This window comes from Rhodococcus sp. T7 (assembly GCF_009872365.1).
Taxonomy (GTDB): Bacteria; Actinomycetota; Actinomycetes; order Mycobacteriales; family Mycobacteriaceae; genus Rhodococcus_F.
Genome location: NZ_WXYH01000388.1, coordinates 1 through 24737, shown reverse-complemented (window position 1 = coordinate 24737; position 24737 = coordinate 1). Strand labels below are relative to the sequence as shown.

Here is a 24737-nt window from a genome sequence, read left to right as displayed (position 1 = left end):
ATATCTACCACGTCCGATACCCGCTCACCTACCGATCGGGTCGACGACGGTGTGCAGCGTGTCGACGAACCCCTGTGCGGTGGATGCGTCGTAGAGGTCGGCGGAATACACCAGTTCGGCGTCGATTCCCGCGGGCCTCCCGTCGACGTCGTGACGTTCGGTGAAGTGGAAGTGCAGATCGCACTTGGCGATGTCGAGCGGACGCGGTGTGACCTCGAAGTCGAGCCCGGACGCGTTGAGGGTGGCGGGCGCGAAGTTGTTCAGCGACAGCGCAACCTGGAACAGCGGGTGCAGGGACGGCGACCGGGGCGGGTCGAGTACCTGCACGAGTCGTTCGAACTGCACGTCGGCATTCGCCAGGGCACGAAGTTCCACGCCGCGGGATCCTTCGACGATGTCGCACAGCGTCATGCTCGGGTCGACCCGGGTCCGCAGAACCAGCGTGTTGACGAACATGCCCACCACGTCGTCGAGCGCCGGGTCTCCCCGACCCGCGATCGGGGTGCCGATCGCGATGTCGGGATCTCCGCTGAGGCGGGCGAGCAGGATCGCCACTGCCGACCTGAGCGCCGTGAACAGGCTGGCGTGGTGCTCGTGCGCGGTGGCCAGCAGGCCTCGATGCGCATGCTCGTCGAGCGAGAACGGAAGTCGCCCCGCCCGGTACGTCCACTGCTCCGGCCGCGGGCGGTCGGTGGGCAGCGCAAGCTCCCCGCGCAGCCCCGACAGTTCCTTCGCCCAGTGGGCGATCTGCTTCGACGCGACACTCGCCGGGTCGTCCTCGTCGCCCAGCAACGCCCGCCGCCACACGGTGTAGTCCGCGTACGTCGCGGTCGGCGGCTCCCATTCGGGCGCCCCGCCCGCGGACCGGGCAGCGTAAGCGTCCGCGAGATCCCCTGCCAGCGGCGCCAGCGACCAGCCGTCCGCGGCGATGTGGTGGACGACGCACGCGAGCAGGTGGTCGCGGTCGCCGAGCCGGAACAACCGGGCGCGCAGCGGCGGGTCCCGCCGCACGTCGAATCCCGCGGACAGCAGGTCCGTCATCCGGGCTTCCGCTTGCGCAGGGCTCGTCACCACCGGGCGCAGATCGGGCATCGCGTCGGCCACGTCGAGCACGTGCTGGTACGGCCCCGACGGCGAGTCGGGGAACACGGTCCGCAGGGCCCGGTGCCTGCCCAGGACGTCCGCCATCGCCGAGCGCAGGGCATCGGCGTCGAATTCGCCGCGCACGCGCACGGTGAAGGGGATGTTGTGGAGAGCCGGTTCCACGACGGTGCGGTCGATGAAGAACTGCGACGGGGACAGCGGCACGAGGGCGGGCAACGGTGTGGCACCCAGCTTCGGCCCGCGCTGCGGGCGGATGGCCGGCGACTGTGCGCAGGCCTCCGCGACCCTCAGTGCCAGTGCAGCGACCGACGGTGCGTCGAAGAGGTCGCGCACGCCCATGCCGGTGCCGAGCTCGGCGTTGATCCGCGCGACCACCCGGATCGCCGACAGCGAGTCGCCACTGAGGTCGAAGAACGAATCGTCGGCACCGACCGCGTCGACACCGAGAACCTGCGCGAACGCACGCGCGACCCGACGCTCCGCCGGCGTCTCGGGGTCGCGATGAGGCACCGAGTCCGAGCCGAACTCCGGCAGCGGGAGCGCAGCCCGGTCGAGCTTCCCCGTCGGTGTCAGCGGGATCGAATTCAGCAGCATGATCGATTTCGGAACCATGTAGTCGGGCAGGAATCGTGCCAGCTGCGCTGTCAGCATTTCACGATCGATCGAGGCGTCCGGCTCGGCCATGATGTAGGACACCAGGTTCGGGTTGCCTGCCGAGTTCCGGTGCAGCACCGTCGCCGCGAACGCGACACCCGGTTGCGCGGTCAGCGAGGCGTCGATCTCGCCGAGTTCGACACGGAATCCGCGGATCTTGATCTGGTCGTCCGCCCTGTCCAGGAACTCGAGCGTCCCGGTCGCCGTCCACCGGACCACGTCCCCGGTGCGGAACATCCGGGACCCGCGGCGGCCGAACGGGTTGGCAACGAACCGTGCGGCGGTCAGACCGTGGCGCCGGTGATAGCCCCGTGCGAGTGCCGGGGTGGCGAGGTAGAGCTCACCGACGGCGCCCGGCGGCAGCGGACGCAGGCGGTGATCGAGAATTACCGCGTCCACGCCGCGCATCAGGGAGCCGATCGTCATTCGCTCGTCCGGTGAGATCGGATCGGTGAGGGTGACGCTGCACGTCGTCTCCGTCGGACCGTACGCGTTGCGCATGTCCTGCCTGCCTGCCCACCGCCGCACCAGCTCCTGCGGGCACGCTTCCCCTCCGACCAGCACCAACTCCAGGTCGTTCGTCGCGCCGGAGTCGATCGCGGCCAGCGCGGACGGCGTCGTCAGAAGGTGGGTGACGTGTTCGTCGCGCAGCAGTCGCAACAGCTCGTCACCGCCGAACACACCGGGCGGGGTCACGACGAGCGTCGCGCCACCGATACAGGCCGCGAGTACTTCGACCAGCGCCGTGTCGAAACTCGGTGAAGCGAAGTGCAGGATCCGCGAGCGCGCCGACACCGCATACTTGTCCCGTATTTCCTGGGCCACGTTGGCGAGACCGCGATGGGTGACGACGACCCCCTTCGGTGTTCCGGTCGAGCCGGACGTGTAGATCAGATACGCGGGATGGTCCACGAGCAGGGGGCGTGTGCGTTCCACGACGGCCGGGCCGTCGGAAGAATCGCTTGGACACAGATTTTCGAGTTCGTCGACATCGGTGGTCAGCCACTCGATGGCGGGTGGCAGCCGGGCGCGCTCCGAGCGGACCGTCAGCCCGACCGTCGCGCCGCAATCGCCGAGGGTGTACGCGATGCGAGCCTGCGGATGTGAGGGATCGATCGGAACGTACGCCGCACCGGCCTTCGCGACCGCCCACAGCGCCAGCACCGACTCGATCGACCGTGGAACGGACACCGCGACGACGTCCTCGGGTCCGATACCCCGAACTGTCAGGAGGCGCGCCAGCCGGGTGGCGAGCCGGTCCAGGTCGCCGTAGGACAGTGCGCGCCCCCGGTCGGTGATCGCGATCGCCGCCGGGTCGTTCGCGACGGTTCCCGTCAGCAGACGGTCGAGCGTGACGGCGTCCGTATCCGGAAGGCCCCGCGCGGGTGCGAATTCCGCGCGTTCGCCCGCGAAGAAGACGTCGAGGTCGGCAACCCGTGCGTCCGACTCGACCGCTGCGGTGAAGCGGTCGAGGAACGCGAGGAAACGCGCGTGGTGCCCGGTCAGTTCGGCGTCGTCGTACAGTGCCGGGTTTCCCTCGAAATCGATACGGGCGGCGACTCCTTCGGACCCGGGATAGATGTTGACGGCGAGGTCCGCGACGGGACCGGTGGTGAGTACCCGGACCGTCCCCTGCACGGCGCCCAGCGTGATCTCTTTCGAGAACATCATGACGTTGACCACCGGCCCGAAATGCAGGAGTTCGACCCCACCCGAGGCGAGGTCGCGGCCGATGTCCTCGCGGCGGTAGCGTTGCCGGCGCAGTGCCGCCGCCAAACACGCCTCCGCGGTGTCGACCGCACGGCTCACGGTGGCGGAGCCGATTCCGTTCAGCCGCAACGGGATCACGTTGGACACCGAGCCGCCGGCATGCCTGAGGCAGGCCGTCGTCCGCGCCGACACGGGCAGGGACAGGACCACGTCTTCGGCACCGGTCATCCGGGCGAGATAGGACGCGAAGGCGGCGACGGTCACGGCCGTCGGATTCCTTGTGCTGCCGCTCGCAGGGGTGTGCCCGGTCGCTGTCCGGGCGTCGACTTCCGGTCGCGCCGCACGGCCGCTCAGGCTGAGGACCGACGCCGGGCCGCTGCCCTGTTCGCGCCAATAGTCACGGTCGCGGACGAACCGGGTGGACGCGCGGTAGGCTGCGTCTTCCCGCACGAGACGTTCCGGTCCCTCGATCCGGCAATCCGGTGGTTCCCTGCCCTCGACGGCGGCGACGTACAGTTCGGCCGTGCGGCTCATCAGCATCATCGCGGCGTACCCGTCCGACACGATGTGGTGGGCGCGGGAATACCAGTAGTAGTGATCGTCGCCCAGCCGCAGGATGTGCGAGACCAGGAGCGGACCGTCGTACATGTCGGTGCGTGCGGTCCGGTCGTTCCGCATCCAGCGGTGCGCGGCGTCGACGGGATCGACCTCCCCGCGCAGGTCGGTGGCGAGCACCCGATCGTCGACGGCCGGATCCACGACCTGATGCGGCTGTCCGTCGATGTCCACCAGGCGCACCGATCCCCAGCCGAATTCGCGATTCGCGCGACGGGTGGCGTCGCGGAGGGCAGCCAGTTCGACCGGCCCGTTCAGCTCGACGTAGTGGGCGATGACGTACGGGACGTCCGGCGTGAGCTGTTGCGCGAACCAGATGGACCGCTGCGCTGCGGTCAGTGGAAAGGCGCCGACGGTCGAACGCGTCGGATGCGCGAGCGGACGTTCCAGGACGGCCACGTGCGGCCGGGCGGGTGTGGGTCGCTCCGGGCAGGCGCATGCCGTGCCGCCGGTTTGCTGCGAATCGAAATACGTGGTCATCTGGCCCCCCTCGGGCTGTGCTCTGCCTGGTCCGCCTCCCCACCGCGCAGGTTGTCGCGGATGGCGGATCGGCGACGGATACGGCACTACTGTCAGGGTGCATCACCCCAAGGCGGTGCAACAGGGACCCCAGGGTGGTCACTTCCTACCCTCGAAATAAAAGAGGTGCCCCGGCCGCGATCCGAGTAGCGTCGAAAAAGTGACTATCCGCCTCGGTTACCAAATGCCCAACTTCAGTTACTCCACCCCGGTCGCGGACCTGTTCCCGACTGTGATCGCACAGGCCCGTGAGGCCGAATCCGCGGGCTTCGACACCGCATTCGTGATGGACCACTTCTATCAGCTGCCGGGCCTCGGTGAGCCCGACGAACCGATGCTCGAGGCATACACCGCCCTCGGCGCCCTCGCCACGGCCACCGACAACATTCAGCTGTCCGCCCTCGTCACCGGCAATACGTACCGCAACCCGCCCATGCTCGCGAAGGCGGTGACCACCCTGGACGTCGCCAGCGGCGGACGCGCCGTCCTCGGGATCGGGGCCGGCTGGTTCGAACTCGAGCACCAGCAGTACGGCTACGAGTTCGGCACGTTCACCGACCGGTTCGAACGCCTCGACGAGGCGCTGCAGATCATCGCGCCGATGCTGCACGGTCAGCGCCCGACGTTCGACGGCAAGTGGTACCACGTCGAGAACGCGATCAACGAGCCGCGGATCCGCGACGACCTGCCGATCATGCTCGGTGGTGGCGGGGAGAAGAAGACGTTCGGTCTCGCTGCCCGGTTCGCCGATCACCTGAACATCATCTGCAACGCGAGCGAGTTGCCGCGCAAACTCGAGGCCCTCGACGCGCGGTGTTTCGGAGATCGGCCGCGACCGGTCCACCCTGGAGACCAGCTACCTGGCCTTCGTCATCATCGACGAGGACGGCGACCGCGCCCGGCAACTCCAGCACGACTTCCTGCTCGCGCGAGGCGTCGACCTGTCGAAGGCGTCGGACGAGGAACGCGCCGCCGCCACCGACCGGCAGTTCTGTGGTGCGCCCGACGAGGTGGCCGAGCAGATCAAGACGCGCATCCTCGACCCGGGCATCGATGGCGTCGTCCTCAATCTCGTCGCCAACGGGCACGAACCCGGCATCGTCGAACTCACCGGCCGCACGTTGCGACCGCTCGTCGAGGCCTGACACCGGCCAGGAATACCCGCACTACCTCCGCGGTTGTACCCGGAGGTAGTGCGCGAGGCTAACCTCTCGCACCTCGGTGACGAAAGGTGAAGAAGCCCGTGAGTGCTGTTCTGTCGATTCTGGATCTGGCCTACATCCGCGAGGGCGACACGGCGCGGGACAGTTTCGACGCGAGCGTGAAACTGGCGCAACTCGCGGAGACCCGCGGGTACCGCCGCATCTGGTACGCCGAGCACCACAACATGCCGTCGATCGGCTCCTCGGCGACGAGCGTCCTCATCGCGCACGTCGCCGCGCACACCCGGAACATCCGGCTCGGCGCCGGCGGCATCATGCTGCCCAACCATGCGCCGCTGACGATCGCCGAGCAGTTCGGCACCCTCGCGACCCTGCACCCCGGTCGCATCGACCTCGGACTCGGCCGCGCCCCCGGCAGCGACCAGAAGACGATGTACGCGCTGCGCCGCGACGCGGCATCCGCGGACCGGTTCCCGCAGGACGTGCTGGAACTCCAGGCGTACCTCAAAGGCGTGTCCCGGGTACCCGGCGTCGACGCGATCCCCGGCAAGGGCACCAACGTTCCCCTGTACATCCTCGGATCCTCGCTGTTCGGCGCCCAGCTCGCCGCGAAGTTCGGCCTGCCCTACGCCAACGCGTCCCACTTCTCCCCCGACTCGCTCGTCGACGCCGTCACGCTGTACCGGGAGCGGTTCGAACCGTCCGAGGAGCTGTCCGAGCCGTACGTGATCGCCGGCGTCAACGCCATCGCCGCCGACACCACCGAGGACGCGCACCGGCAATTCGAAGCCTCGCTGCGGCGGCGGGTGGTGCAGATGGTCGGACGCGGTCAGAAGTTCACCCCCGAGGAGGTCGACCTCATCATGACGTCCCCGGCGGGTCAGCAGGTCGCGCAGATGGTGCGGTACTCGGCGGTCGGCACGCCCACCGAGGTCAAGACGTACCTCGACGAGTTCGCCGAGCACGCGCAGGCCGACGAACTGATCGTCGCCTCCCACGCCGAGAACACCGAGTCCTGGCTGAAGACGTACGACTCGCTCGCCGACGTGTGGCACTCCGCACCCGTGCGCCTTTCTGGTAGCTAGGACAACCAGAAAGGCGCACGGGCGGCGAAGCCGCCTACGCGTGGACGATCACGCCGCGGATGTTCTTGCCGTCCCGCAGATCCTGGTAGCCCTCGTTCACCTGCTCGAGCGTGTACTTCGTGGTGATCAGCTCGTCGAGCTTGAGCTGACCCGCGTCGTACAGCCGCAGCAGGCGGACGATGTCGTACTGCGGGTTGGCCGAACCGAACAGCGTGCCCTTGATCGTCTTCTGATTCAGGGTGAGGTCGGTGCCCGACACGTGCACGGTCAGCTTGGCCGGGTCGGCGAGACCGGTGATGACGACGGTGCCGCCCTTGCCGATGACGGCGGTCGCGTTCTGCACCACCTCCTCGTCGACCGTCCCGACGAGGATCAACGCCTGGTCGGCGCCCTGTCCCCAGGTCAGTTCGTTGACCTTCGCGGCGGCCTCGGCGGCGTCGGCGAACGCGTGGGTGGCGCCGAACTTCAGGGCGGCCTCGCGCTTCATCGCCACCGGGTCCACCACCACGACGTACTTGGCGCCGGCGGTGACGGCGCCCTGCACGGCGTTGATGCCGAGTCCGCCGATGCCGTAGATGATGACGGTGTCACCGGCGCGGACTCCGCCGGCGTACACGGCGGTCCCCCAACCGGACGGCACTCCGCAGCCGACGAGGACGGCGGTCTCCAGCGGGAGCCAGTCGTCCACCTTCACCACCGAGTGCTGCGAGATGGTGGCCCGCTCCGAGAACGTGCCGAGCATGCACATGGCGCCGAAATCGTCCTTGCCCGAGTGGAACCGGAAGGAGCCGTCGGGCATCGAACCCTCGAGAATGGTGGCACCCATGTCGCACAGGTTCTGGCGGCCGGTGGCACAGTAACGACACGTACCGCAGTTCGGGATGAAGCTGCAGACCACGTGGTCGCCGGGCTTCACCTTGGTGACACCGGGGCCGACTTCCTCGATGATGCCCGAGCCCTCGTGCCCGCCGACGATGGGGTAACGCGGCGGCAGGTCGCCGTCGGTGAGGTGCAGGTCCGAGTGGCACAGGCCTGCCGCGACGTACTTGATGAGCACTTCGCCGGGGCCCGGGCCGTCCAGTTCGAGTTCCATGATCTCGAACGGCTTGCCGGCTTCGAGCAGAACCGCTGCTTTGGTCTTCATGTCTTCTCCTCGTTGAGTGACGGTCAGAGTGCGATGTTGACGGCTTTGGTCTGGGTGTAGAGGTCGATGGCGGTGGCCCCGAGTTCACGCCCCCACCCGGACTGCTTGTATCCACCGAACGGCATGGCGGTGTCGAACCCGTTGTACTGGTTGATCCACACCGAACCGGCCTTGAGCTGGCGGGCCGTGAGGTGCGCCTTGGACAGGTCCTTGGTCCAGATTCCGGCGGCGAGGCCGTAGATGCTGCTGTTCGCCGCCTTCGCGACGCCCTCCTCCGCGTTGAAGGGCAGCGCGGCGACGACCGGACCGAAGATCTCCTCCTCGACGATGCTGAATTCGGGCTTCACGTCCACGAACACCGTCGGCTCGACGTAGAAGCCGGTGTCGCCCCAGCGCTTTCCGCCGGTGAGGGCGCGGGCGCCGTCGGCGAGTCCAGCGGCCAGGTAGCCGGTGACCTTGTCGAACTGTTCCTGCGACACGAGCGGTCCGAGCTGGGTGGTGGGGTCGAGTCCGGGGCCGATCTTGACCTGGCTCGCGGCCTCGGCGACCGCGGCGGTGAAGTCGTCGAAGATGCTGTCCTCGACGAACATCCGGGTTCCTGCGACGCAGCACTGGCCGTGGTTGAACAGCCAGGCGTTGAGCGATCCGGTGACGGCGGCGTCGAAGTCCGCGTCCGCGAACACGACGTTGGCGCTCTTGCCGCCGAGTTCGAGCGACACCTTCTTCAGGTTGCCGCGGGCGGCGTCGACGATCTTCTTCCCGACCTCGGTGGAGCCGGTGAACGCGATCTTGTCGACGTCGTCGTGCGCGGACAGCGCGGCCCCGGCGTCGCCGTAGCCGGTGACGATGTTGACGACACCGGGCGGGAAGCCGGCCTCCTCGAACACCTCACCGAGCAGGAGCGCGGTGAGCGGGGTCTGCTCGGCGGGCTTGAGGATCACCGTGTTGCCCGCCGCGAGGGCGGGGGCCAGTTTGAACGCGGCCATCAGCAGCGGGAAGTTCCAGGGAACGATCAGTCCGCAGACGCCGACGGGCTCACGCAGCGTGTACGCGTGGAACTGGCCGCCGGGGACGAACGGCATGCTCACGTTGACCGTGCTGCCCTCGATCTTGGTGGCCCAGCCCGCGAAGTAGCGGAAGATGTCGGCCGACCAGGCGACGTCGACGGCCGCGGCGATGCCCGCCGACTTGCCGTTGTCCAGCGCCTCGAGCTGACCGAATTCCTCGGCGCGCTCGGAGAGGATGTCGCCGACCCGCCAGATCAGGCGTTCACGCTCGTTGGGCTTCATGGTGGACCACGGGCCCTCGTCGAATGCCGTGCGTGCGGCCCGGACTGCGCGGTCGACGTCCTCGGCGCCACCGCGTGCGACGGTGGTCAGCACCTGCCCGTTGGCGGGGTCGATGGTCTCGAACGTCTCGCCGCTGGCCGATTCCACCCACTGCCCGCCGACGAGGAATCGCTTGGTGCCGGACAGAAAGTTCCGTACCGACGGCAAGAGTTCCGCTTGGCTGGGTTCGATCGTCGCTGTCATCAAAACCTCCGAAGTTGTGAATGTGACGTGGCTCATAGTGCACTGATTGCCATATCACTAACTGTCCTGACTTCGGACACCTCCGGACGGTCGTGGATCGGTAGATGAAACTGCAGCTAGACGGTGATTTCGAGGGCCCGCATCCGGACGTAGAGCGTGCTGCGGCTGATGCCCAGCGCGGCCGCGGCGTGCACCTTGTTGCCGCCACATTCCTGCAGTGCGTCGACGATGGCCTGGCGTTCGGCGCGCTCGCGGCCCGCCAGCCGCGACACCCGCGGCGGCGTCCGATACTGATCGGGCAGATCCGCGACGGCGAGGTGCGCGCTGGTGCGCCCGCGCGCGGCCGCCTGCAGCACGACGGAGAGTTCCGCGATGTTGCCCGGCCAGTCGCGGGCGATCAAAGCGTCGAGCGCACTCGCGGACAGCCGGAGGCCCGGTTCGACGGAGTCGAGGACCGCCTGCGCGAGGTCCGCGAACTCGCGCGTGCGTTGCCGCAGCGGCGGCAGCACCACCTGACCGGGGCACCGGCCGGCCAGACCAGCCACTCCCGGCGGCAGGTCACCGAGCGGCGAACTGGTCATCACGATCCGGGGTCCCGCGTCGGCCGCCAGCATCTTCACGACCAGCGGCAGCATCGATTCGGGCAGCAACTGCACCTCTTCGATCGCCAGGACCGCGGAGGGTGCCGCCGCCAGGGCGAGCAGTCGGTCGATCCAGGCCTCGGCGCCGTCGAGAGCGATCGCGGCAGCGTCCATACATACGAGCGACTTGTCGCCGGCCAAATCGCGGACCGCGGTGGTCCTGCCGGTTCCCGGTTCGCCGCTGATCACCACCGGGTCCCGGGTCTCGCGCAGTCGCGACAACTCCGACCTGCTGCGTTCGACGACGGAACTCGACGGCGACTTGCCGCGCCGGATGGGGGTGCTGGTCCGGCGGTCCGGGCGGACGACGAACACCGCGCCGCCGTCGGTGCCCGCCACGTGGTCGGCCCGGACCAACGCCGGTTCCCCCGAGGACAATTGGATCCGCACCGTCTTCGACTGCTCCGGGCGCAGGTCCGCGGCAAGCCCCCGCAGCGTCGCGTGATCGGACACCTGGAGCAGGTCGAGCGCGACCCCGTTGCTGAGGAGGATGTCCTCGCCGATCGCGGTGACCGCCATCTGGTTCTGCGGCGACACCCGCTGGAACGCGTCCACGAGCCGCTGCTGCGACACCCGGGACCCCTCGAGCAATCGTCGTTCGATGTCGCCGGCCGAACGGGCCAGGAACGGGGCGAACAGCGGGTTGGCCCGCGACGCCACGCCCGTCATGTCGAGGATGCCCTCGACGCGGCGCGTCACCGGATGCACGATCGGGTGCCCGTAACAGCTGAGGTCCTTGAACCGCTCGAGGTAGTGCTCCTCGCCGTGGATCACGACCCCGCGCCGGACCTCCAGCGGCGTCCCCAGCGCGGTGGTCCCGACGTAATCCTCGCCGAACCTCGACCCCAGCACCGCCCCGGCGCCGTCGATCAGGCGTTCGAGTTTGCCGCCGTCGAAGAGCCGGGCGACGATGCGGCAGTCGCGGTCGGCGAGCAGGACGCAGAAACCTGTGCCCTGGATCTGCTGTTCCATCTCGTCGAGGACGGGCCGGGCCGCCTGCAGCAGCCGGCTGGACTTGTCCAGGTCGGGGCAGGGATCCTCGCTCGGCTTCGACGTCGGTTCCAGCCCGCTGAGCGCCGAACGCTTCCAGGACAATGCGATCTCCGGCCGCATCGCCGCGTGCCCGATCGTGCCGCCAAACTCCAACCTCGACTCCTTGCCGCGCGCGGATCCAGCCGTGCACTGGTGCACGACTCACATCCGAACGTACCCACACTGTGTGACCCACGCCATAGTGCCCGAGGGCGAGGCGGGCAACTGTCCGGATTCTGGACAGTGCCCCGTTCGGTCAGTCGAACAGGCCCCGCACGAACGGGACGGTGTCGGCCTGCGAATCGATGAGAGTGCCGCTGTGGTCGGTGGGATAGGTCTTGAACGTGACCGGCTCACCGTTCGCGGTGAGCGCCGCGACCAGCGAGAACGCCGACGGCGCGGGTACGTCGATGTCGGTGAGCCCCTGCCCGATGAACAGGGGACGGTCGTATCCGCTCGTCGGGACGCCCATGTAGTCCACGAGCAGGCCGTGGAAGTTCGGAATCGTGTTCAACGGCCTGCTGAACAGGTCGCCGACCACCACACCTTCTGCGGCATCGTGAAGTTCGTTGACGCACAGCTGTTCCGCAGCGTCCACGTAGTGCACGCCGAGCGGTGTGAGATACGAGTCGAGGTCGATCTCGGGGTGCGCCGACCGCAGTCCCGCGAGGATGTAGAACAGGTACGACGTGAGGCCGGCGGGGATCGCCGTGGGCGGCACCCCCGGGCCGAGCGGCAGCAGTGTCAGTTCGATGTTCGCGGGAACACCCGTTCCGACGGCCCCGCGGTAGTCCAGCGTCTCCCCTCCGAAGTCGGTGGCGTAGCGGGCGGTCGTGATCGCGGCCCCACCACCCTGCGACTGTCCGACCACCACCCACTTGTTCGACAGCGACTCGTCGACGGCGCGGGCGGCCTTCACCGAGTCGACGACGCTGTGCGCCTCGACCTTTCCGTCGAGGTACGGCATCACACCGGGTGTGCCGAGGCCGACGTAATCGGTGGAGACGACGGCGTACCCCTGCTCGAGCCACCGTCCGAGGTACGGATAGTCCCGCTCGGGGAGGGCGGGGCCGACGAGCGAGGGTGCACAGTCGTCCGCGAGTCCCGACGTTCCGTGCGCCCACGCCACCACCGGCCAGCCCCCGTCGGGCGCCTCCCCCGGTGGCACGTACACCGCACCGCTGCTGAGTGCGGGGTTCCCGTCGGACCCGCTCGACCAGTAGGTGATGCGCTGCGCATCCGCGGTGCCGGGGATCCAGAGATCGGCAGGCAGCGGCTCGACGTCCACGACGCTCCCCGGCGTGCGGTCCGCCTCGTCGGCGAACGCGGCCGGGGAGGCGAGGCAGGTGCCGCCGACCGTCAGGGAAGCGATCGCAACGGTTGCCGCGGCTCGTGCCAGTCGTACCGAATGTGTCTTCACCGCTTCAAGATCCCACACGTGAGCGGCAAAGCGTGCCGGAGCACACTTTGCCGCTCACCTGGGCTACTGCTGGGCAGCCAGATCCCGTCCCCTGGTTTCCGGGATCGTGATCAGCGCGACGGTCGAGACCGCGACGAGCGCGAGCGCGTACCACTCGAACAGTTCCGGCGACCCACGGTCGGCGAAGAACGTCTGGACGTACGCCGCCGTCCCGCCGAATGCTGCCACCCCGATCGAGTACGGCACCCCGACACCGGCGGCGCGCAGCCCGGTCGGGAAGAGTTCGGCCATCATCGCAGGCATGACTGCCAGGAGCGAGCCCATCACGAACAGGGCGATCGCCATCGCGATGAACAACGTGACCGCGCTGTGCCCGATCATGGCGTTGAGCGGAAACAGCAGGGCCGCGATCCCGAGGTTGCCGATGTACAGCACCGGTTTGCGTCCGATCCGGTCCGACACGGCGCCCCAGAAGGGCAGCGACGCAATCAGTACGAGGTTCGCGCCGACCCCCGCCCACAGTGCGCCGGACGGATCGATACCCCGGACCGTGATCGCATACGCCGGAGCCGACACCGCCCACACGTAGTAGACGACGGTGCCGCCGACCGTGAAGAACAGGATCTGAAACACCTGCCGCCGGTGCGCCACGAACAACTGCCACATCGACTGCTTCGCGGTGTCGTCACACGACTCCTCGTAGACCTCGGTCTCGCTCATCCGAGACCGCATCCACAGCACGAACAGGCCGAGCACGCCGCCCAGCAGGAACGGCACCCGCCAGCCCCAGTCGGCCATCTGCTCCGAATTCAGCGTCGTCGTGAGCAGTGCGCCGAGCAGCGTGCCGACCACAACTCCGGTGGTGTTGGAGATGTAGATGAGGCTGGACCAGAGTCCGCGCCGCGCCGTCGGCGCGAATTCCACGATGTAGGTCTGCGCGGACGGCAATTCGCCGCCGTGCGCGACGCCCTGCGCGAGACGGGCCACGACGAGGACGATCGCCGCCGCGACACCGATCGTCTGATGGGTCGGGGTCAGCCCGATGACCAGGCTGCCGATCGCGGCGAGGCCGACGGCGAGCGTCATGGACAGCTTGCGTCCCCGGCGGTCCGACAGCCAGCCGAACAGCAGACCGCCGAACGGCCGCGCGACGAATCCGACGGCGAAGACGCCGAACGACGCGAGCAGGTCGGAGACGGCGGACCCGGTGTGGAAGAACTGCGGCGCGAAGAACGCGGCGAACGTGGCGTAGACGGTCCAGTCGAAGTACTCGATCCCGTTGCCCGTGCCGACGCCGACGATCGCGCGCGCCTTCTCCCAGCGTTCGGACCGCTGGCGGACGGTGGGCGGGCCTGCGTTCACTGACCCGTTCTCGGTGGCGATCCCGGTCATCGTGCGTCACCTCCCGCTGCGGCATTCGTGGCCTTGTCCAGCCGTCGAACGGCCAGCCCGGCGTAGATGGTGGCGGCGTCGGCGAGCACCGCGTCGTCGAACTGGGCCCGCGGCGAATGGTTCATCGGAGCGGCGTCGGGATCGGCTCCCGGCATGCAGGCGCCGAGCCCGATGAAGGCGCCGGGTACTTCCTGCAGGACGTAGGAGAAGTCCTCGGACCCCGACATCGGATGCGTGACCGTCTCGTAGCGGTCCTCCCCCATGAGGTCGCTGACCACTTCGGCGCCGAACGCCACCTCGTCGACGTCGTTGACCGTCATCGGGAACTCGGGGGCGACGGTGACGTCGACGTCGACGCGTTGCGCGGACGCCACTCCCTCGAGCACCCTGCGCAGCGCCCCCGGCACCTTCTCGTACGTGGCCGGCGAATAACACCGGACCGTCGCCTCGAACCGCGCATCGTCGGGAATGATGTTGTGCCGCGACCCGGCCTGCACGTTCGCGACGGTCACGACGACCGGATCGAACACGTCGAACGTGCGGGTGACCATGGTCTGCAGCGACGTGATCATCTCCGCCATCGCGGTGATGGGGTCCCGGGCGGTCGACGGGGACGATCCGTGGCCGCCCGCCCCGCGCACCGTGACGCTCAGCTTGTACGACGCGGCGAGCAGCGTGCCCGCCTTGGAGAAGAACCGGCCCTGCGGCTTCTGGCAGGAGAAGACGTGCATGCCGTAGGCGGTGTCCGCGCGGCGACCGGACGCGTCGAGGACACCCTCGTCGACCATCACCTTGGCGCCGTCCCAGCCTTCCTCGCCGGGTTGGAACATCAGGACGACGTCGCCCGCCAGCCGGTCGCGGTGACGGCTGAGCAGTTGCGCGGCCCCGACGAGCGCCGCGGTGTGCAGGTCGTGCCCGCATCCGTGCATGGCACCGTTCTGCGCCGCGAAGTCGAGTCCGGTCTGCTCGGTGACCGGCAGTCCGTCCATGTCGGCGCGCAGCAGCACCGTCTGCGCGGCGGTTGCCGATCGCCTGCCGCCGCGGAGCACCGCGGTCACGGACGTCGTGCGGGTTCCCGTCGAGATCTCGAGCGGCAGCCCGTCCAACGCTGCGAGGACCGTTTCCTGTGTGCGCGGCAGATCCAGACCGACCTCGGGTTCGCGGTGCAGTACGCGCCGCAACTGCACGAGGTCGCCCTGTAGAGCGCGGGCGTCGTCCAAGAGATCCATTGCTCTCCCTTATGTCGGTGGTCACGTTCGGGACCGAATGCGTCGATGGTCATATGCTGTGAGCCACGGCACGACGGACCGCCGAGAACGTCGAAAACGATCATTCTCACCGAATCAGGAAGAGCTTTATGAGCGAGATGCTGACCGAAGCCGAGCTTTCGCTCATTCACGCCCTGCAGATCCGGCCCCGGGCGACGTGGGCCGAGCTGGCCCCGATCCTGCGGGCGACGTCCGCGACCCTCGCCCGGCGGTGGGAATCGGTCACCGAGCGCGGACTGGCCTGGATCACCGCCTATCCCGCGCCGATGACGGGTGCGGGGGCGTTCACCGCCATGATCGAGGTGACGTGCGACCTCGCAGGCACGAAGGCACTGGTCGAGGCGCTCACCCGGGACCCGCGGGTGTCGTCGATCGAGCATGCGGCCCGGGGCCGGGACCTCATCCTGACCGTGCAGACGGGATCGCTGCACGAATTGTCGGACCTGGTGCTCGAGGAGTTGCCCCGCCACCCGAGCGTCAATTCGACCCGGACGCACACGTGCACCGCACTCCACGCGGAGGGCAGCCGGTGGCGCCTCGACTCCCTGGACACGGCGCAGTCCGCCGCGATCGCCGCACTGGAGAACACCCCTCCGCAGTCCGGATCGAGCCGGCCGGAGAGCCTGACGGACGAGGTCGCCCGCGCGCTCGTCCGCGAACTCACCCGGAACGGCCGGGCGTCCGCGCGCGAGATCGCCGCGGTGATCGACCGGCCCGCGTCCTCGGTGCGCAGGCAACTCGCCGGGTTGCTGCGCTCCCGCGCCGTGGTGCTGCGCTGCGACGTCGCCCAGGATTCGACGCGGTGGCCGATCACCGTCACGTGGTGGTGCCGCCTGCCGGTGCGCGCGCACCGCGACGTCGTGGAGATCGTCAACACTCGCCCCGAACTGCGGTTGTGCATGTCGATGACCGGACCCGCGAACTTCCTCGTCAGCATGTGGGTGTCCTCGCTGCCCGACCTGCTGCGGGTGCAGGAATGGCTGGAGACCCGCGCCCCCAGCCTGGAGATCATCGACTCCTCGGTGACGCTCCGGTCCCGGAAACGGATGGGGTGGGAACTCGACACCCACGGCCGCGCGACCGGTTATGTCACCGCGCACGGCGACTGACCGCTACGGTCGAATGCGCCATCATCGGACCGGCTGGAGCAGGTGATCCCCGTGACCTCTACCGCGAAAACGTCGACGACCGGCGAGCGTGCCGACTTGCTGGAGTCGCTGGCGAAGCACCGGTACCTGCTCCGCCACACCGTCCGCGACCTCACCGACGAGCAGGCGGCCCGGCGCCCGACGGCGAGCGTGCTGTGTCTGGGCGGACTCGTCAAACACGTGTCGGACACCGAACGGGTGTGGGCCGATTTCATCGTCCGCGGCACCGACGCCGTCCGCGGAGGTCCAGTGGACGGCACCGGCACCGGCAATCGCGAGAAGGAATTCACACTCCGCGACGACGAGACCCTGGCCGCCGTCCTCGACCGTTACGCGAAGGTGGCGCACCGGACCGATGAGATCGTGGCCGCGCTGCCCGACCTCGACATCTCGCATCCGCTGCCGAATGCGCCGTGGTTCGAACCGGGATCACGCTGGTCCGCGCGCCGCGTCTTGCTCCACATCATCGGTGAGACGGCCCAGCACGCCGGGCACGCCGACATCATCCGAGAATCCCTGGACGAGACATGACCGTCCCCGAGCATCGCGTCCGAATCGCCGAGGAACGTGCCGACGCCGAACGTCGAATAGCATCACTGACCGGGCGTTTCACCGCGATCGTGGAGGGATCGGAATTCACCACGGACGATGACGAACACGACCCGGAGGGCTCGACCATCGCGTTCGAACGGGCCCAGGTGTCGGCGCTACTAGCCGACGCCCGGCGCGAGGTCGAGGATCTGGCGGCGGCACAGCAACGCCTCGACAGCGGGACGTACGGCCTCTGCATCAGGTGCGGCCGGCCGATCGCCGAGGTTCGGCTCGACGCGCTCCCGGCCGCGCAGACGTGTATCGACTGCGCCGGCTAGGGCAGGAAGGCTCCCCACTCGCGCGCAGCCACGTCTCGGGCCCGGCGATGGTCGTCGGCCTCGGGACGGATCCCGTCGGCGAGGTCGGCGAGGGCTTCGGCCAGATCACCGACATCGACCTGATGCCGCATGGAGGAGTCGAGGAGTTCGTCGAAGGCCTGGTCCGCGCTGTACGAGCTTCCGCGCGCGGTGGTCAGGATTTGAATTGCAGCGTCCAATGCGGACAGGTGCCGTGTCGCGCGGGTGTCGCGGTGAGCTTCGATCGTCAATATTCCGCCTCTGAGGTGTCGCCACTGGGCGTTGCCGGTCTGGTGTGACCACATCACATCACGATCCGGACGTCTACGTCGCCGAATCGGCATCGTGTCCGAAAGTTGTTTCTCGACAGGAGGATACGAACTCCGGCAAGGTACTTGTAACTCTCGTTACTACCGCGCGGTTCTACCCGTGAGTAGGTCGCCGGCGGAATCACATTTCTGAACGGCTCCAGAACAGCGGATCGAAACCGAACAGACCGGCCATTCCGCAATACTGTTTCCCGGGCGGAATTCTCCACCCGACGCGATCGGACGGCCGTGCGCCGCGCAGTCCCTGTGGACCCGTGTGACCAGAACTGTTCAGAATCGGGATGATTGACGTGAAACTCGTCGTCGACCTCAATCGGTGCCAGGGTTACGCGCAGTGCGTGTTCCTCGCACCCGACGTCTTCACCCTGCACGGAGAAGAGGCCCTTCTCTACGACGCAGGCCCCGCCGACGGCGAACGCGAGCACGTGTCGCAGGCCGCCGCGGCCTGCCCGGTGCACGCCATCACCACGGACCTCCCCGATCACCAGCATGGGGAGTGACGTGCGGATCGTCATCGTCGGCGCGTCGCTCGCCGGGGTGCGCGCGGCGGAGGCACTACGGGGGCAGGGCTTCGACGGGTCCCTGACCCTGATCGGCGACGAACCCTACGAACCGTACGACCGGCCGCCGCTGTCGAAGGCCGTGCTCCTCGGGATCATGCCGCCCGAACACGCGGCGCTCCCCTACCGTTCCGACCTCGACGCGAAGTGGCTGCTCGGTGTGCGGGCCACCACCCTCGACCTGGAGAACAACAGGGTGGTGCTCAGCGACGGCGACACCGTCGAGTTCGACAAGGTGCTGATCGCGACCGGTGTCCGCGCCCGGCCGTGGTCGAACTCGTCCGAGGCGGCACTCGACGGCGTCTTCACCGTCCGCACCTGCGACGACTCCCGCCGACTGAACGAGCGGCTGTCTGCCGGACCGCGCCACGTCCTGGTGATCGGCGCCGGTTTCACCGGTTCGGAGATCGCGTCGGTGTGCCGGGAGCGCGGGCTGTCCGTGACGGTCACCGAGCGCGGCCCGGCACCGCTGGTCGGTGCGCTCGGTGGGGTGGTGGCGGCGGTCGCCGCCGACATGCAACGCGACCACGGCGTCGACCTGCGCACCGGGGTCACGGTGACCGGACTCGACGGCGACAGCGACGGACGGCTGTGCCGCGCGCACCTCTCGGACGGGACCGCACTCGACGTCGACGTCGCGATCGTCGCGCAGGGCAGCATCCGCAACACCGACTGGCTGGCCGGGTCCGGCCTCGCCGCGGGGCCCCGGGGAGTGACGTGCGACGCCGGCTGCCGGGCGTTCGACATCAACGGCATCGTCACCGACAACGTGTTCGTCGCCGGTGACGTTGCGCGGCAACCACATCCGCTCTACGACTACCAGCTGCTGGCGCTGGAGCACTGGGGCAACGCGATCGGCCAGGCCGAGGTGGCGGCGCACAACATGATCCACGACGGCCTCCGCCGGCGACCGCACCTGGAGATTCCGGCGTTCTGGTCCAGCCAGTTCGGAGTCAACATCAAGTCCGTCGGCATCCCCACCTATTCCGATCAGTTGGTGATCACCCAGGGTTCGATCGCCGACCGGCGATTCGTGGCGGCGTACGGCTTCCGTGGTCGCGTCACCGCGGCGGTGGCGTTCAATCAGGGGAAGTGGCTCGACTTCTATCGGGGGCTGATCGAGTCGGCGGCGGAGTTCCCACCGGACTTCGACGTCATGGACCGGGCGGACCCGTTCGAGGTGCGGCCGTCGGAGTTGCCGGACCCGGCCGTTCTCAGCCACGGCCCGACCGTCGCGGTGACCGGTCATCTGCCCACCGAACGTCGTGTCGAGTTCGTCTCGCTACCGAAGTAACAGGGAGAGTGCCCATGTCGCGTGCGCAGTTGTTCGAGCGGATCACCGACCAGGCGAACCGGCCGAATCCGTATCCGCTGTACGAGGAACTTCGTGAGACGCGGGTGGCGCCGCAGGACAACGGCTCGTTCCTCGTCGGCCGGTATTACGACGTGATGGCGCTTCTGCACGATCCGAGGATCAGCTCCGACCTGCACAACCGGGGGCCGGGGCTTCCCGGAGCAGATCGGGCCGGCGACGGACCGGAGTCCTTCCTCAAACTCGATCCGCCCGAGCACGATCGGTTGCGCCGACTGACGACGCGCCAGTTCGGCCCGCCGCACAGCCCCGACCGGATCGACTCCATGCGTGGCGAACTCGCAGAACTCGTCACGAACCTCGTAGACGGGCTCGACGGTAAGGGCCGCATCGACATCGTCGACGACTTCGCGTACCCGTTCCCCGTCTCCGTCATCTGCCGTCTGCTCGGCGTGCCGCACGAGGAGGAACCCCGGTTCCACGCGTGGGCCGACGCATTGGTGGCGGCCATCGACCCGCGGCGCACCAGCGCCGACAACGAGCAGGTGAAGGTGGCGCAGCAGGCCCAGATGGAAATGGCCATGTTCATGGCCGGTCTCGTCGAGGACCGTCGCCGCAATCCCGGTGACGACATGCTGTCGGGGCTGGCCAACGATTCGGGGCCCGACGGCCAGTTGAACACCGTCGAGTTGGTCACCAACTCCATCCTGCTGTTCATCGCCGGACACGAGACCACCGTCAACCTCATCACCAACGGCATGCTGACCCTGCTGCGCAATCCCGACGTTCTCGAACGGCTTCGCAAGGAACCGGAGTTGATGCCGAAGGCTGTGGAGGAATTGCTCCGCTTCGAACCGCCCGTGCACCTGCTGGGCCAGCGAACGCCGATCGTCGACATCGAAATCGACGGTGTCACCGTCCCGAAGGGGTCGCCGCTCGTGCTGGCGTTGGCGTCGGCCAATCGTGATCCCGAACGCTTCGTCGACGCCGACCGGTTCGTCCCCGACCGCGAGGACAACCAGCACGTCGGTCTGGGCAGCGGCATCCACAGTTGCTTCGGCGCTCCCCTCGCCCGCCTCGAAGGGCAGATGGCGCTCACCGAACTCATTCGCCGCCTACCGAATCCGCGCCTCGTGGAGGACCCGCCGCCATACCGGCCCAACCCGGTACTGCGTGGTCCGCGGCACCTGTTGGTGGACTGTGGATGACAGGGGCTGACCCCCTTCCCCGCGCGTGCTCGATCAGCTCACCGGGGTGGTGCCGGTGGTTGATGCGCGGTCTCCGGGTGCGGTCGATGTGCGGCGGCGGGATGCGCAGGTTCGCCCTGCCTGCTGATGCCGGTCCGCTTACATGACTGCGGTGCGGTGCGGTCCGGATGAACGTCGCGGGATCAGGGTGGGCATTGCTCGCCGGATGGGGTCGTCGGCGGGTGTGGTGGCGAGCATCAGATCGAGTGCGGTGGCTGCGATCTGATCGAACGGTGTGCGTACCGAGGTGAGCGGGACCGGAAGGCGTTGGGACAGTGGGATGTCGTTGTATCCGACCAAGGCGACGTCGGTGCCGACGGAGAGTGAGCACTGGTGCGCGGCGGCGATGACACCAAGTGCGAGGTTGTCGTTGGCGGCGAAGACGGCCGTGGGTCGGGACGGGGAGCGGAAGAGCCGGTCCCCGGCCTCCTCACCGTCCTCGATTCCGAACGTCGTTTCGACGATCCACTCGGGCACTTCGGCAATTGCCGCTTCCCGGAGCGCCCGTCGCGCCCCGGCCAGACGGCCGACGGCAGTGGATGCGAACAACGGTCCCGACAGCACGGCGATGTCGGTGTGTCCGAGGTCGATCAGGTGGCGGGTGGCGAGATAGCCGCCTGCCTCGTCGTCGCCGACCGAGGACGGGCTGATTCCGTCCGTGCGAAGCACGAGCGCGTGGGGAACTCCACGCTCCCGCAGCTCATGGGGTAAGGGGTCGTCGCGCCGGCTCGAGGCGACGATCAGCCCGTCCACGTTCCGGGCGAGCAGCGTCCGGGCCGCGTCGGCCTCGTCTGCGGGGTTGTCCCCGGTCGTGGCGACGACGGTGAAGTAGCCGAGACGGGTCGCGGCCCGGCTGATCGCCTCGTACATCAGGGCCATGACGGTGTCACTCAAACGTGGGACGAGGACGCCGATCGTCGCGGTCTGCCCGCGGCGCAGACTGGACGCGAAGGTGTTGCGCCGGTATCCCAGCTGGTCGGCGACCGCCCGCACGCGTTCGGCGGTCGCGGAGCGGGACGGCGGCACGCGATCGTCGAGGACACGGCTGACCGTCGAGGTGCTCACACCCGCCGCTTCCGCTACCTCCCGCAGCGTGACGACGTGCTTACCGTCCCGCAACGTCTGCTGCGGTGTACTCCCGTTGGCTTCCATAGTTGTCCTATCTACCGGCACGGCCTGCCCGCTGCCTCATCGAAGAAGGCCTGATCACAGCCGGTCACCGACGTGACCCTTGACACAGATACCGAGGATACCGCACGATGAAATCGTTCACGGGAACGTTCCCGGGAACGTTTGCAAGTATCGTCTTCGATCGAAAAGAGCAACCATGAGCACACTCGACCTCCGTGGCCTCACCCCGGCGCCGGTGACGCCTTTCACCCGTGACGGCGACGTCGACTACGACGCCATCGCTCGCCTCGGCTCGTGGCTCGGCAGCGTCGACGGCGTCAAGGGCCTGGTCGTGCTCGGCCATGCCGGGGAGGGCACGTTCCTCACCCAGGACGAGCAGGTTCGCGTCATCGCCGCTTTCCAGGAGTCCGTCGACGGCCGGATCCCGATCATCGCCGGCATCACCGGTGAAGGCACCGCCGTCTCCGTGGAGGAAGCCCAGCGCGCTGTCGCCGCCGGCGCCTCGGCCGGCCTGGTCTACCCCTCACACGGGTGGTTGCGGTTCGGCTACCAGGACGGTGCCCCGCAGGATCGCTACAAGGCCATCCACGAAGGGTCGGGCCTGCCGCTGATCCTGTTCCAATACCCCGATGCCACCAAGGCCACCTACAACCTGGACACCCAGCTCGAGATCGCCGCCCAGCCCGGAGTCTTCGCCACCAAGAACGGCGTGCGGAACATGCGGCGCTGGGACCGGGAGATCCCCGTTCTGCGCCGCGAAAACCCCGAGCTGCAGATCCTGAGCTGCCACGACGAGTACCTGCTGCACACGGTGTTCGACGTCGACGGCCTGCTCGTCGGCTACGGCGGCCTCGCCCCCGAGCCGCTGGTCGAACTCATCGCCGCCGGCAAGGCCAAGGACTACCCCGCGGCCCGGGCCATCCACGACCGCCTACTGCCGGTGACGGCGAACGTCTACCACCGCGGCTCGCACATGGAAGGCACCGTCGCGCTCAAGGAAGGGCTGGTCGCCCGCGGCATCCTCGAGCACGCCACCGTGCGCTCACCGTTGCTGCCGCTGGCCGAGGGTGCAGGCTCCGAGATCGCCGCCGCGCTGCAGTCGGCCGGGTTGAGCTCGGTCACCGTCCCCGCCTGACCCGGCCCACCCACCGTCGGATCAGCTTCCGGATTCCCCGGAATCCGCCGCGCGCCGATGTAGTGCGCGCCGGTCCTGCCGTCCGGCCCGGCCCACCCCGGGCCGGACGGCACCACCTACGTAGCCGCGGTCCATTCGAGGCAGTGGTCGCCGTACCTTCCCTTCGAACCGGCCGCGCCGATCCGTCAGCGCCGCACTCCGCATCGGCGGTTCGAACACCAGAAAGTAGGCTCATCGATGAGTCAGCCCCCTCGCACAACAGCCGATTCCGTCGGAGGCAACGCAGTGGCCGCGACCAGCCCTCCGCCACACCAGGGCAAGCTGCGGTCCCAGCGCACCTGGATGCGGACCCTCGCCATGGCCGGTCCCGCCTTCATCGCCGGAGCATGGCAGTTCGGCCCCGGCAACCTCGCCAGCGCCGTGCAGGCCGGCAGCGAATACAGCTACTCGCTGATCTGGGTGATCGCCCTCTCGACGATCTTCATGCTCGTCTACGCCGACATGAGTGTGCGCCTCGGAATCCGGACGCCGGTGTCCATGATCAGTTCCGTCAAGGACATCCTCGGCCAGCGCGTCGGTGTCGCCGCCGGTGTCGGGGTCTTCATCATCACCCTGTGTTTCTCCGTGGGTAACGCCGTCGGATCCGGCCTCGGACTGTCCATGGTCTTCGGTGGTTCCCCGATCGTATGGTCCGCGGTCTGCACCGTGTTCGTCGGACTGATCCTGTTGTTCCGCAACGTCTACCGCACCGTCGAACGCGTTCTGCTGGTCATCGTCGCGCTGCTGGCGGCCACGTTCATCTTCAGCGCCGTCATCGCCCAGCCCGACTGGTTCCAAGCCGTGAACGGACTCGTCCCGTCCATCCCGCCCGGTGGACAACTGCTCGTCGTCGCCCTCGTCGGCACCAACTTCTCCCTCAACGCCGCCTTCTTCACCTCGTACGGAACCCACGAACGCCGCCGCACCGAGGCCGAATACCGGCAAACCACCATCGCCGACACGGTGCCGGGCATCGTGGCACCGGGCATCATGACCTCCCTGGTGATCATCGTGGCCGCCGCAGTCCTCGGCCGCGCCGACACCGAAGCGACCACTCTCGCCGGCCTCGCCAAGATCTTCGAGCCCATCGCCGGCCCCGTCGGATCCACCATCTTCGCGCTCGGACTGTCCGGTGCCGCGTTCTCCGCGATGGTCGCCAACGCCACCGCCGGCGGCACGATGCTCTCCGACGGTCTCGGTAAAGGCGCCTCCCCCAGCACCCTCACCGCCAAACGGACCAGCGCCGCGATCCTGGCCTTCGGACTCGCGATCACCCTCGTGTTCACCAAATCACCGGTGCAACTGATCATCTTCGCCCAGGCGCTGACCGTGCTGATCGCCCCCTTCCTCGGATTCCTCCTCTTCGTGATGAGCAACAACACCAAACTGATGGGCAACCTCCGCAACACCTGGTGGAAGAACACCATCGGAGCCCTCGGCTTCATCTCGATCCTGTCCCTGTCCGGCCTGCTGATCTACGAACTGCTCGGCTGACCACCCGAACCGACCGCCGGCACTGACCAGAGGAGCGGCACACCGACCACCGCGGTGTGCCGCCCCGTCCGTGGCGAGGAGCCCATGCCCCCAGCCATCCTCAACACTTCGGCGTGCCGGACGAATCGACCCTCGACCGTCCGCCCCGGAGATTGACCATTTCCCGCAGACACCCG

Annotated in this window: 18 protein-coding genes and 1 pseudogene; 10 read left to right on the top strand and 9 right to left on the bottom strand. The window is 68.3% G+C overall.

Annotated features, from left to right (window positions below; genetic code table 11):
* Window positions 1-24 precede the first annotated feature (24 nt).
* Window positions 25-4563 (bottom strand): non-ribosomal peptide synthetase, encoded by a 4539-nt coding sequence (locus MLGJGCBP_RS43345; protein WP_160103773.1) that lies wholly within the window; start codon window positions 4561-4563, stop codon window positions 25-27.
* A 199-nt stretch (window positions 4564-4762) separates the two neighbouring features.
* Between MLGJGCBP_RS43345 and MLGJGCBP_RS43340 the strand changes: the two are divergent.
* Both MLGJGCBP_RS43340 and MLGJGCBP_RS43335 read left to right on the top strand, forming a co-directional pair.
* Window positions 4763-5747 (top strand): annotated as a pseudogene (locus MLGJGCBP_RS43340) (LLM class F420-dependent oxidoreductase).
* Between the two features lie 98 nt (window positions 5748-5845).
* A complete protein-coding gene (locus tag MLGJGCBP_RS43335) occupies window positions 5846-6850 on the top strand; it encodes an LLM class flavin-dependent oxidoreductase (RefSeq protein ID WP_160103771.1) in 1005 nt (334 codons plus the stop codon).
* Between the two features lie 34 nt (window positions 6851-6884).
* On the opposite strand, the gene MLGJGCBP_RS43330 is transcribed toward MLGJGCBP_RS43335, so the two are convergent.
* The 6 genes from MLGJGCBP_RS43330 to MLGJGCBP_RS43305 all read right to left on the bottom strand — a co-directional run bounded on the left by MLGJGCBP_RS43330 (window position 6885) and on the right by MLGJGCBP_RS43305 (window position 15240).
* Window positions 6885-7994, bottom strand: a complete 1110-nt coding sequence (locus MLGJGCBP_RS43330; RefSeq protein WP_160103769.1) for an NDMA-dependent alcohol dehydrogenase — start codon at window positions 7992-7994, stop codon at window positions 6885-6887.
* Window positions 7995-8017: 23 nt separating this feature from the next.
* Complete coding sequence (locus tag MLGJGCBP_RS43325; protein ID WP_160103767.1) at window positions 8018-9526, bottom strand: aldehyde dehydrogenase family protein; 1509 nt, start codon at window positions 9524-9526, stop codon at window positions 8018-8020.
* 116 nt (window positions 9527-9642) lie between these two features.
* A complete protein-coding gene (locus MLGJGCBP_RS43320) occupies window positions 9643-11280 on the bottom strand; it encodes a sigma-54-dependent Fis family transcriptional regulator (protein ID WP_160103939.1) in 1638 nt (545 codons plus the stop codon).
* Window positions 11281-11455: 175 nt separating this feature from the next.
* The gene (locus MLGJGCBP_RS43315; RefSeq protein WP_160103937.1) at window positions 11456-12598 is read right to left on the bottom strand and encodes a lipase family protein; all 1143 of its coding nucleotides are present in this window, start codon (window positions 12596-12598) and stop codon (window positions 11456-11458) included.
* Between the two features lie 84 nt (window positions 12599-12682).
* The gene (locus tag MLGJGCBP_RS43310) at window positions 12683-14011 is read right to left on the bottom strand and encodes an MFS transporter (RefSeq protein WP_160103765.1); all 1329 of its coding nucleotides are present in this window, start codon (window positions 14009-14011) and stop codon (window positions 12683-12685) included.
* The gene (locus tag MLGJGCBP_RS43305) at window positions 14008-15240 is read right to left on the bottom strand and encodes a M20 metallopeptidase family protein (protein ID WP_160103763.1); all 1233 of its coding nucleotides are present in this window, start codon (window positions 15238-15240) and stop codon (window positions 14008-14010) included. The genes MLGJGCBP_RS43310 and MLGJGCBP_RS43305 overlap by 4 nt, the downstream gene beginning before the upstream one ends.
* Window positions 15241-15368: 128 nt before the next feature.
* Here MLGJGCBP_RS43305 and MLGJGCBP_RS43300 point away from each other — a divergent pair, with 128 nt between their 5' ends.
* Genes MLGJGCBP_RS43300 through MLGJGCBP_RS43290 form a run of 3 tightly spaced genes read left to right on the top strand, consistent with a single transcriptional unit; the run spans window position 15369 to window position 17296 of the window.
* Window positions 15369-16388 (top strand): Lrp/AsnC family transcriptional regulator, encoded by a 1020-nt coding sequence (locus MLGJGCBP_RS43300; RefSeq protein WP_160103761.1) that lies wholly within the window; start codon window positions 15369-15371, stop codon window positions 16386-16388.
* Between the two features lie 42 nt (window positions 16389-16430).
* Window positions 16431-16958, top strand: a complete 528-nt coding sequence (locus MLGJGCBP_RS43295; protein ID WP_160103759.1) for a DinB family protein — start codon at window positions 16431-16433, stop codon at window positions 16956-16958.
* Window positions 16955-17296, top strand: a complete 342-nt coding sequence (locus tag MLGJGCBP_RS43290; RefSeq protein WP_087558075.1) for a TraR/DksA family transcriptional regulator — start codon at window positions 16955-16957, stop codon at window positions 17294-17296. Before MLGJGCBP_RS43295 ends, MLGJGCBP_RS43290 begins: the two co-directional genes overlap by 4 nt.
* On the opposite strand, the gene MLGJGCBP_RS43285 is transcribed toward MLGJGCBP_RS43290, so the two are convergent.
* On the bottom strand, window positions 17293-17565 hold the full coding sequence (locus tag MLGJGCBP_RS43285; protein ID WP_072948135.1) for an ANTAR domain-containing protein: 273 nt from the start codon (window positions 17563-17565) through the stop codon (window positions 17293-17295). The genes MLGJGCBP_RS43290 and MLGJGCBP_RS43285 overlap by 4 nt on opposite strands.
* A 359-nt stretch (window positions 17566-17924) precedes the next feature.
* On the opposite strand from MLGJGCBP_RS43285, the gene MLGJGCBP_RS43280 reads away from it, so the two are divergent.
* From MLGJGCBP_RS43280 to MLGJGCBP_RS43270, 3 genes are read left to right on the top strand one after another with little or no spacing between them, the layout of a single operon-like run.
* Window positions 17925-18143, top strand: a complete 219-nt coding sequence (locus tag MLGJGCBP_RS43280) for a ferredoxin (RefSeq protein WP_087558076.1) — start codon at window positions 17925-17927, stop codon at window positions 18141-18143.
* Window positions 18133-19497 (top strand): NAD(P)/FAD-dependent oxidoreductase, encoded by a 1365-nt coding sequence (locus MLGJGCBP_RS43275; protein ID WP_160103757.1) that lies wholly within the window; start codon window positions 18133-18135, stop codon window positions 19495-19497. The genes MLGJGCBP_RS43280 and MLGJGCBP_RS43275 overlap by 11 nt, the downstream gene beginning before the upstream one ends.
* Window positions 19498-19511: 14 nt before the next feature.
* Window positions 19512-20723: a cytochrome P450 gene (locus MLGJGCBP_RS43270; RefSeq protein WP_160103755.1), complete on the top strand. Its 1212-nt coding sequence runs from the start codon at window positions 19512-19514 to the stop codon at window positions 20721-20723.
* A 138-nt stretch (window positions 20724-20861) separates the two neighbouring features.
* On the opposite strand, the gene MLGJGCBP_RS43265 is transcribed toward MLGJGCBP_RS43270, so the two are convergent.
* Window positions 20862-21914, bottom strand: coding sequence for a LacI family DNA-binding transcriptional regulator (locus MLGJGCBP_RS43265; protein WP_160103753.1), 1053 nt, complete (start codon window positions 21912-21914; stop codon window positions 20862-20864).
* A 175-nt stretch (window positions 21915-22089) separates the two neighbouring features.
* Between MLGJGCBP_RS43265 and MLGJGCBP_RS43260 the strand changes: the two genes are divergently transcribed.
* Together MLGJGCBP_RS43260 and MLGJGCBP_RS43255 are read left to right on the top strand one after the other, a co-directional pair.
* On the top strand, window positions 22090-23028 hold the full coding sequence (locus MLGJGCBP_RS43260; RefSeq protein WP_160103751.1) for a dihydrodipicolinate synthase family protein: 939 nt from the start codon (window positions 22090-22092) through the stop codon (window positions 23026-23028).
* 342 nt (window positions 23029-23370) lie between these two features.
* On the top strand, window positions 23371-24561 hold the full coding sequence (locus MLGJGCBP_RS43255; RefSeq protein WP_201453361.1) for an Nramp family divalent metal transporter: 1191 nt from the start codon (window positions 23371-23373) through the stop codon (window positions 24559-24561).
* Window positions 24562-24737 lie beyond the last annotated feature (176 nt).

What these genes read in the sequence shown, in the direction of transcription:
- MLGJGCBP_RS43265 (WP_160103753.1), bottom strand. Translation starts at nt 21,914, where the DNA reads ATGGAAGCCAACGGGAGTACACCGCAGCAGACGTTGCGGGACGGTAAG.
- MLGJGCBP_RS43325 (WP_160103767.1), bottom strand. Translation starts at nt 9,526, where the DNA reads ATGACAGCGACGATCGAACCCAGCCAAGCGGAACTCTTGCCGTCGGTA.
- MLGJGCBP_RS43260 (WP_160103751.1), top strand. Translation starts at nt 22,090, where the DNA reads ATGAGCACACTCGACCTCCGTGGCCTCACCCCGGCGCCGGTGACGCCT.
- MLGJGCBP_RS43345 (WP_160103773.1), bottom strand. Translation starts at nt 4,563, where the DNA reads ATGACCACGTATTTCGATTCGCAGCAAACCGGCGGCACGGCATGCGCC.
- MLGJGCBP_RS43300 (WP_160103761.1), top strand. Translation starts at nt 15,369, where the DNA reads ATGAGCGAGATGCTGACCGAAGCCGAGCTTTCGCTCATTCACGCCCTG.
- MLGJGCBP_RS43310 (WP_160103765.1), bottom strand. Translation starts at nt 14,011, where the DNA reads ATGACCGGGATCGCCACCGAGAACGGGTCAGTGAACGCAGGCCCGCCC.
- MLGJGCBP_RS43255 (WP_201453361.1), top strand. Translation starts at nt 23,371, where the DNA reads ATGCGGACCCTCGCCATGGCCGGTCCCGCCTTCATCGCCGGAGCATGG.
- MLGJGCBP_RS43320 (WP_160103939.1), bottom strand. Translation starts at nt 11,280, where the DNA reads ATGCGGCCGGAGATCGCATTGTCCTGGAAGCGTTCGGCGCTCAGCGGG.
- MLGJGCBP_RS43290 (WP_087558075.1), top strand. Translation starts at nt 16,955, where the DNA reads ATGACCGTCCCCGAGCATCGCGTCCGAATCGCCGAGGAACGTGCCGAC.
- MLGJGCBP_RS43280 (WP_087558076.1), top strand. Translation starts at nt 17,925, where the DNA reads ATGATTGACGTGAAACTCGTCGTCGACCTCAATCGGTGCCAGGGTTAC.
- MLGJGCBP_RS43330 (WP_160103769.1), bottom strand. Translation starts at nt 7,994, where the DNA reads ATGAAGACCAAAGCAGCGGTTCTGCTCGAAGCCGGCAAGCCGTTCGAG.
- MLGJGCBP_RS43275 (WP_160103757.1), top strand. Translation starts at nt 18,133, where the DNA reads ATGGGGAGTGACGTGCGGATCGTCATCGTCGGCGCGTCGCTCGCCGGG.
- MLGJGCBP_RS43270 (WP_160103755.1), top strand. Translation starts at nt 19,512, where the DNA reads ATGTCGCGTGCGCAGTTGTTCGAGCGGATCACCGACCAGGCGAACCGG.
- MLGJGCBP_RS43305 (WP_160103763.1), bottom strand. Translation starts at nt 15,240, where the DNA reads ATGGATCTCTTGGACGACGCCCGCGCTCTACAGGGCGACCTCGTGCAG.